Consider the following 7781-nt stretch of genomic DNA (forward strand, 5'->3'; position numbering starts at 1 on the left):
TAAGCAATTACTGTCAAGTCTTTGTTTGTTTGTGCATTTGATTTGGCTACACTGCAGGCATGGCCACCTCCGCACTCCCCCCTTCGACGTCTTCGCCCTCCCCCAGCTCTGCATCCGCGCCCGCATCGGCCGGGGCCAAGGGGTCCCCGCGCTCGCTGTCAGGGCTGCTGCCGTTCCTGCGGCCCTACCGCATCCGCGTAGGGCTGGCGATCGTTTTTTTGGTCCTGGCGGCGGCGGCCACGCTGGCGTTTCCGCTGGCATTGCGCACGCTGATCGACCAGGGGCTGGTGCACACCGGTGCCGACGGCAGTGTGGACAAAGGCGCGCAGGTGCTGGCGCTGCGCGACCATTTCTTTGGTTTGTTTGCGGTGGCGGCGGCCCTAGGCCTGTTTTCAGCGGCGCGTTTTTACACCGTGAGCTGGCTGGGCGAACGGGTGACCGCCGACATTCGCAATGCCGTCTACGCCCACGTGCTGCGCCAAAGCCCGGAATTTTTTGAAACCACCCAGACCGGCGAAGTACTGTCGCGCCTGACGGTAGACACCACGCTGGTGCAAACGGTAGTGGGCTCGTCGCTGAGCATGGGCCTGCGCAATGCGGTGATGGGCATCGGCGCTTTAGGCGTGCTGGTATGGACCAACCCGGTGGTGATGACCCAGGTGTTTGGCATCTTGGTGTTGATCGTGCTGCCCAGTGCCTGGTTTGGCCGCCGGGTGCGCAAGCTGTCGCGCGCCAGCCAGGACCGGATGGCCGACAGCAGCGCCATCGCCGCCGAGGTGCTCAACGCCATTCCGGTGGTACAGAGCTACACCGCCGAGGGCCGCGAGGCCGCCCGCTTCAGCGCCTCCACCGCCGCCGCCTTCCAGACTGCCGTGGGGCGCAGCAAGGCGCGCTCGGTGCTGGTGGCCTTCATCATCATCGCCACCTCGGCCGCGCTGCTGTGGGGCCTGTACCAGGGCACGCAGGCGGTACTGCAGGGCAGCATTACCGCCGGACACCTGGGGCAGACCGTGGTGTACGTGATCATTCTGGCCAGTGCCACCGCGGTGCTGGGCGAGGTGTATGGCGACGTGCTGCGCGCCGCCGGTGCCAGCGAGCGGCTGATGGAGCTGCTGGCCACCGAGTCGCCCATCCAATCTGCGCCTAATCCGGCTCCAGCGCTTATTACATCTGCGGGGAGCGCTATTGATTTTGAAAATATCAACTTCAACTACCCGTCGCGCCCGCTGCAGGCCGCGTTGGCAGATTTCAGCCTGAACGTGGCCCCCGGCGAAACCGTGGCCCTGGTGGGGGCCAGCGGCGCGGGCAAGAGCACGGTATTCCAGCTGCTGCTGCGCTTTTACGACCCGCAGAGCGGCAGCATCCGGCTGGACGGCGTGGCCACTCCCGACTTGGCGCTGGAAGACCTGCGCCAGCACATCGGCATCGTGCCGCAAGATGCGGTGATGTTCTCGACCAGCGCGATGGAAAACATCCGCTATGGCCGCCCCGACGCGACCGATGCCGAGGTGATGGCGGCGGCCGAATCGGCCTTTGCCCACGCCTTCATTACCGCCCTGCCCGAGGGCTACAACACCTTTCTGGGCGAGCGTGGCGTGCGCCTGAGCGGCGGCCAGCGCCAGCGCGTGGCGATTGCCCGCGCCATGCTGAAAAACGCCCCGCTGCTGCTGCTGGACGAAGCCACCAGCGCGTTGGACGCCGAAAGCGAACGCATGGTGCAAGCCGCCCTGGAATCGGCCATGCGCGGCCGTACCACGCTGGTGATTGCCCACCGCCTGGCCACCGTGCAGCAGGCGAACCGCATCGTGGTACTGGAGCATGGCCGCATCGTCGAGCAAGGCACGCATGCGGCCCTGGTGGCACAAGATGGGGTGTACGCCCGGCTGGCGGCGCTGCAATTTACGGTCTAGGATGTGGCATGGTTTGTGCATAAAATAGGGCTCTGGCGCAGATTACACCTGCGCTAGCAGCTATATTTTTCATAGTACACAACGCCCGCATGCCCTTCTTGCCCCTCTCCCAGTCTCTGCGCCGCCTGTGGGCGCTGGACACGTTTCCCTACAGCCTGCGCATCTTCATTGCGCTGAGCACCACCATGGCGGTGGGCTGGGTGAACGACCAGATGGCGCTGGTGATGCCGGTGTTTCTGGGCACCATCGCCTGCGCACTGGCCGAAACCGACGACAACTGGCGCGGGCGTCTGCGGGCGCTGCTGGTCACGCTGCTGTGCTTTGCGCTGGCGGCGTTTGCAGTGCAGGCGTTGTTTCCACACCCCTGGCTGTTCCCGATTGCCATGGTGCTGGCCACCTTTGGCCTGACCATGCTGGGCGCCATCAGCCCGCGCTACCAGGCGATTGCCTACGGCACGCTGATTTTGTCCATCTACACCACCATCGGCATGGACCAGCGCGGCGGCTCGGGCAACGCCGAGTGGCTGGAGCCCGCGTTGCTGCTGACCGGTGCCACCTGGTACGGATTCCTGTCGGTGCTGTGGTGCGCGCTGTTTACCCACCAACCCGTGCAGCAGAATCTGGCCGCCTTGTACCGGGTGCTGGGCGGCTATTTGACGCTGAAGGCATCGCTGTTCGAGCCGGTGCGGGGTGTGGACCAGGAGGTCAAGCGCCTAGCCCTGGCGCAGCGTAACGGCGCGGTGGTTACCGCGCTGAATACCACCAAGGAAAGCATCCTGAACCGGCTGGAGGCCGTGCCCAGCCACCGCATGCAGTACTACCTGCGGCTGTATTTCATCGCCCAAGAGGTGCATGAGCGGGCCAGCTCGTCGCATTCACCGTACAGCGAGCTGACCGAGACGTTTTTCCACAGCGATGTGCTGTTCCGCTGCCAGCGCCTTTTGCGCCTGCAAGGCCACGCCTGCGAGCGGCTAGCGCGGGCGATTTTGCTGCGCGTGGCGGTGATTCCCGACACGGTGAGCGCCCAGGCGCAGCAGGACTTGCAAGATTCCCTGGCGCATCTGGAGGGCTTGCAACAACCGCATTGGCAGCGCCTGCTGGCCACGTTAACGGCCTTGGCCAAAAACCTGGGCACGCTGCAAACCCGGCTCACCAGCGCCAGCCTGCCCGCGCCCGAGGCAGAGGTGCAAGACCACGCCCTGCTGGACCGCTCGCCCCAGTCGCTGCGCGACGCGTTTGACCGCGTGTGGCGGCAGCTGACCCCGGCCACGCCGCTGTTTCGACACGCGGTGCGCCTGAGCATTGCACTGGCCGTGGGATATGGGCTGCTGCACTGGCTGCATGCGCGCCAGGGCTACTGGATTTTGCTGACCACCGTGTTTGTGTGCCAGCAAAGCTTTGGCGCCACCCGCAGGCGCATGGTGCAGCGGGTGGTAGGCACGCTGGCCGGGCTGGTGGTCGGCTGGGCGCTGTTCCGGCTGTTCCCCAGCCTGCTGCTGCAGGCCATGTTTGCGGTGGCGGCGGGCGTGGTGTTCTTTGGCAACCGCACCCGGCACTACGCGCTGGCGACGGGCTCCATGACGCTGCTGGTGCTGCTGAGCTTTAACCAGATTGGCGATGGCTACGGCCTGATCGTGCCGCGCCTGGTGGACACCGTGGTGGGCAGCCTGATCGCCGGGCTGGCGGTGTTTTTGATACTGCCCGACTGGCAGGGCCGCCGCATGCACGAGGTGGCCGCCCGCACCCTGACTACCTGCAACCTGTACCTGCGCCAGATCATGGCGCAGTACCAAAGTGGCCATGGCGGCCAGCGCGACGATCTGGCCTACCGCACGGCCCGGCGCAATGCGCACAATGCGGACGCGGCACTGTCTACCGCGCTGTCCAACCTGTTCCAGGAGCCAGGTTTTCTGCAGGGCCGCAGCGACAGCGGTTTGCGGTTTTTGCTGCTCTCGCACACCCTGCTGAACTACCTGTCCGGCCTGGGCGCACACCGAGAGGCCTTGCAAAATGCCCCTGGCGACGCGTCCACGGAGCAGGCCGCCGCCTTAGTGGGCAAGGTGCTGGACGAGTTAGCCACCAGCCTGGCCACCAGCCAGGCCGTGCCACCCGCCAATGCCGAAGAAGAGGCTGTACTGGAAACGTTGTGCGCCGCCCCCACCGACGCAACCCACCGGGTGGTGCAATCCCAGCTGGCCTTGATCGGCCAATTGCTGCCGCCGCTACGGGTGCAGGCCGGGCGGCTGCTGGCGGCGGACCCAGCGGGCTGAACCGGCTCCCTGCATCGCCATACATTTTTTGCATAGATGGCCTTAAAGCTGGCCTTGGACAGATGGAGGTACGGGTTTTAAGCTTCGCCTCTCTATCTACACAAGGGATTTATTCCATGTCCAACCAAGCGCCTACCCAGCACGCCCTGCCCTCGTACCTCAATCCGGACCACGTGGGTCCGTGGGGCATTTTTCTCCAGCAAGTGGACCGGGTCGAACCCTATCTGGGCAATCTGGCACGCTGGGTAGAAACCCTGAAGCGCCCCAAGCGCATCTTGGTAGTTGATGTGCCGATCCACCTGGACGACGGCTCCATCGCCCACTTTGAAGGCTACCGCGTGCAGCACAACACCTCGCGCGGCCCGGGCAAGGGCGGAGTGCGTTTCCACCAGGACGTGACGCTGTCGGAAGTAATGGCGCTGTCGGCCTGGATGTCGATCAAGAACGCGGCCGTCAACGTGCCCTACGGCGGTGCCAAGGGCGGCATCCGCGTGGACCCGAAAACCCTGTCGCGCGGCGAGCTGGAGCGCATGACGCGCCGCTACACCAGCGAGATCGGCATCATCATCGGCCCGAACAAGGACATTCCGGCCCCCGATGTGAACACCAACGAACAGATCATGGCCTGGATGATGGACACCTACTCCATGAACCAGGGCTCCACCGCCACCGGTGTGGTCACCGGCAAGCCGGTCGATCTGGGTGGCTCGCTGGGCCGCCGTGAAGCCACGGGCCGCGGCGTATTCACCGTGGGCGTGGAAGCCGCCAAACACATCGGCCTGGACGTGTCCACCGCCCGCATTGCGGTGCAGGGTTTTGGCAATGTGGGTGGCGTGGCCGGCAAGTTGTTTGCCGAAGCCGGTGCCCGCGTGGTGGCCGTGCAGGACCACAGCGGTACCATCTACTGTGAAGGCGGCTTCAACGTGCCCGCCCTGCTGCAGCATGTGAAAAACGCGGGTGGCGTGGGCGGCTTTGCCGGTGCCGAGGTGATTGCCAAGGACGCGTTCTGGGACGTGCCCTGCGATATTTTGATTCCGGCCGCGCTGGAGCAGCAAATTACCAAAGACAACGCCGGACGCATCACTGCCCGCATGGTGATCGAGGGCGCAAACGGCCCGACCACCCCCGAGGCCGACGACATCCTGCAAGAACGCAACATCTTGGTGCTGCCCGACGTGATCGCCAATGCCGGCGGCGTGACGGTGAGCTACTTTGAATGGGTGCAGGACTTTTCAAGCTTCTTCTGGGACGAAGACGAGATCAACGCCCGCCTGGTGCGCATCATGAAAGAGGCCTTCAACGCCGTCTGGTTGGTGGCCCAAGAGAACAAGGTAAGCCTGCGCACCGCCACCTTTATCGTGGCCTGCAAGCGGATTTTGCATACCCGCGAACTGCGCGGTTTGTACCCCTGAAATTGGCACACCCCCAGGCTACAGTGCTATGCACTTTTCGCCAACCCCCTTGCAGGGGGCAACACCTGCAGCCCGGCGAAGCCGGTTCTGCGGTGTTCTGGAAGGGGTGTTAAAGCGCCAAGCTGGTGGTTTTTAGGCCATTTTTCAAGCATAAAATTAGCACCTAGCGCTTATTCAATCAGCGCCAGGTGCTATCTTTATTTTTTCAATAAAGATAGCGGGTGGCTACTGCAGCGGCCTTTTCAGTGCCGCAGGGATCGGCAGCGGCAGCACATCAATGCCCTCGTCCAGCAAAGCTTCGGTTTCCTCCGCTGTGGCCTCGCCCCGGATGTTGCGCTCCTTGCGCTCGCCGTAATGGATCTTGCGGGCCTCTTCGGCGAACTGGCTGCCGACATCTTCGGTGTTGGCAATCACGTGGCGGACCATCTTCATCCAGGCGGCCTGGACTTCGAGCGACGGTGCCGGAGCAGCAACTGGAGTGGGGCTGGGTTCGGCTGCAGGTGCTGCGTCGGTCTTGGTGGGGACTTGTACCGCACCCAAATTCAGGCGCGGGGCGCTGAGTTTTTTGACAATCTCGCTGCTGCCGCACAGCGGGCACTCCACCAGGCCGCGGGCGAGTTGGCTCTGGAAATCGTCCTCTGAGCCGAACCAGCCTTCAAAGGTGTGCTGGTGGGCGCATTGGAGGTCCAAGACTTTCATGGCGCTTTAGGCTACCACGGACGCGGTAGGCTGCCAATCCAGAGACCAGGCACCCGAGGCCAGGTTTTGCAGCCACAGGGCCGCCGTGAGGGTTTTGCTGTCAGTCACCTGGCCATCGCGGCACCAGTCCAGCAGCTCGGGCAAGGTGGCGGTGAACACATCCAGAAATTCGCCTGCGTCCAGCTTGCGCTCTCCCAAGCTCAGCCCGCGCGCAAACCAGATATCGATAAATTCGGTGGAGTAGGCAATCACCGGATGCAGCATGCCAGCCCGCGCCCATTCGGTGGCGGAATAACCGGTTTCTTCAAGTAGCTCGCGCTGGGCGCAGGTGAAGGTGGACTCCCCTGCATCCAGCTTGCCCGCTGGAAACTCGACCATCACCCTTTGCAGCGGATAGCGGTATTGGCGCTCCAGCACTAGGCGTCCATCATCCAGCATGGGGACGACCATCACCGCACCGGGGTGCTTGATGAACTCACGGGTGGAAGTGCCACCGTCGGGCAGTTGCACGGTGTCACGAAAGGCATGCAGGAAGCGGCCTTTGAGCAGCTCTTCGCTGCCGGTCTTGTGCTCAACGAGGTGCTGGTCGGGGGTAGACATAGAGGGCATTCGGGGGAGCCGACAGCATGGCTGGCGGCGTTTCAGCGGAAGTTAAATGCGCTGCTTGAGCAGATACCGGGCAATAAAGCCAGGAAACGCCAAGGTAATGAACAAAGTACCGGTGATGGCATAAAACTCCCAGCCCTGGGGAGCGATCTGCCCGCCGTGGTTTTCCAGCAGCAAGCCCAGGCCCCCTACCGCAAAGTAGTAGACCACCAGTTCACCCAAACGCATAGCCAAGGACTTGGGCTGGGCCAGCTTGAGAACGAGGAAGAGGCGGTGGCTCATAAACGGCAAATTGGCAGCACATACGGCCGCCAACAGCACCAACCACACGGAAACGGTCTGTGTCACCTAAACCGCCCTGCCCGTCACCCAGCCTGCGCGCATCAGGTGCCCAATGTCAGCACGATCGCGCGTGCGCACAGGGTCATCAGGCCGCCGGGCACGATGCCCAAAATCAGCACCAGCGCGCCGTTAACCGACAACACTGCGCGAACATCCAAGGGTGCTGACACTGTGGTTGCGGTGATAGGCGCATCGAAGTACATGACCTTAACCACACGCAGGTAGTAGAAGGCACCAATCAGCGACATCATCACCGCGAACACCGCCAGCGCGATGTAACCGGTATAGCCGGAGGCAATCAACGCCTGCAACACCGACAGCTTGGCGTAGAAGCCGACCATGGGCGGGATACCGGCCATGGAGAACAGGCAGATCGCCATCACCGCGGCGTACAAAGGGCTGCGTTCATTCAAGCCAGCCAGATCGGAGATTTCTTCGCTCTCAAAGCCTTCACGGGCCAGCAACAAAATCACACCGAAACTGGCCAAGGTGGTCAGCACGTAGGTAATGACATAGAACATCGACGAGCTGTAGGCATTGGT

Annotated in this window: 7 protein-coding genes; 3 read left to right on the plus strand and 4 right to left on the minus strand. The window is 63.2% G+C overall.

Going from position 1 to position 7781, the window contains the following annotated elements:
- Nucleotides 1–59: 59 nt before the first annotated feature.
- The 3 genes from ABI213_RS18215 to ABI213_RS18225 all read left to right on the plus strand — a co-directional run bounded on the left by ABI213_RS18215 (nt 60) and on the right by ABI213_RS18225 (nt 5592).
- Nucleotides 60–1910 carry an ABC transporter transmembrane domain-containing protein gene (locus tag ABI213_RS18215; RefSeq protein WP_348007972.1) on the plus strand — a complete coding sequence of 617 codons (1851 nt, stop codon included), beginning with the start codon at nt 60–62 and terminating at the stop codon, nt 1908–1910.
- An 89-nt stretch (nt 1911–1999) separates the two neighbouring features.
- On the plus strand, nt 2000–4180 hold the full coding sequence (gene yccS, locus ABI213_RS18220; protein ID WP_348007971.1) for a YccS family putative transporter: 2181 nt from the start codon (nt 2000–2002) through the stop codon (nt 4178–4180).
- Nucleotides 4181–4296: 116 nt separating this feature from the next.
- Complete coding sequence (locus tag ABI213_RS18225) at nt 4297–5592, plus strand: Glu/Leu/Phe/Val dehydrogenase (protein WP_348007970.1); 1296 nt, start codon at nt 4297–4299, stop codon at nt 5590–5592.
- Between the two features lie 225 nt (nt 5593–5817).
- On the opposite strand, the gene ABI213_RS18230 is transcribed toward ABI213_RS18225, so the two are convergent.
- The 4 genes from ABI213_RS18230 to ABI213_RS18245 form a co-directional block, all read right to left on the minus strand.
- Nucleotides 5818–6291, minus strand: a complete 474-nt coding sequence (locus ABI213_RS18230) for a DUF1178 family protein (protein ID WP_348007969.1) — start codon at nt 6289–6291, stop codon at nt 5818–5820.
- A 6-nt stretch (nt 6292–6297) separates the two neighbouring features.
- Nucleotides 6298–6891: an NUDIX hydrolase gene (locus tag ABI213_RS18235; RefSeq protein ID WP_348007968.1), complete on the minus strand. Its 594-nt coding sequence runs from the start codon at nt 6889–6891 to the stop codon at nt 6298–6300.
- Between the two features lie 51 nt (nt 6892–6942).
- On the minus strand, nt 6943–7245 hold the full coding sequence (locus tag ABI213_RS18240; protein ID WP_348007967.1) for a DUF2818 family protein: 303 nt from the start codon (nt 7243–7245) through the stop codon (nt 6943–6945).
- Nucleotides 7246–7280: 35 nt separating this feature from the next.
- Nucleotides 7281–7781: proton-conducting transporter membrane subunit (locus ABI213_RS18245; RefSeq protein WP_348028110.1), on the minus strand; the 501-nt coding region annotated here is incomplete at its 5' end.

Origin of the sequence: Rhodoferax sp., from assembly GCF_039922535.1 — a bacterium.
GTDB lineage: Bacteria > Pseudomonadota > Gammaproteobacteria > Burkholderiales > Burkholderiaceae_C > Rhodoferax_B.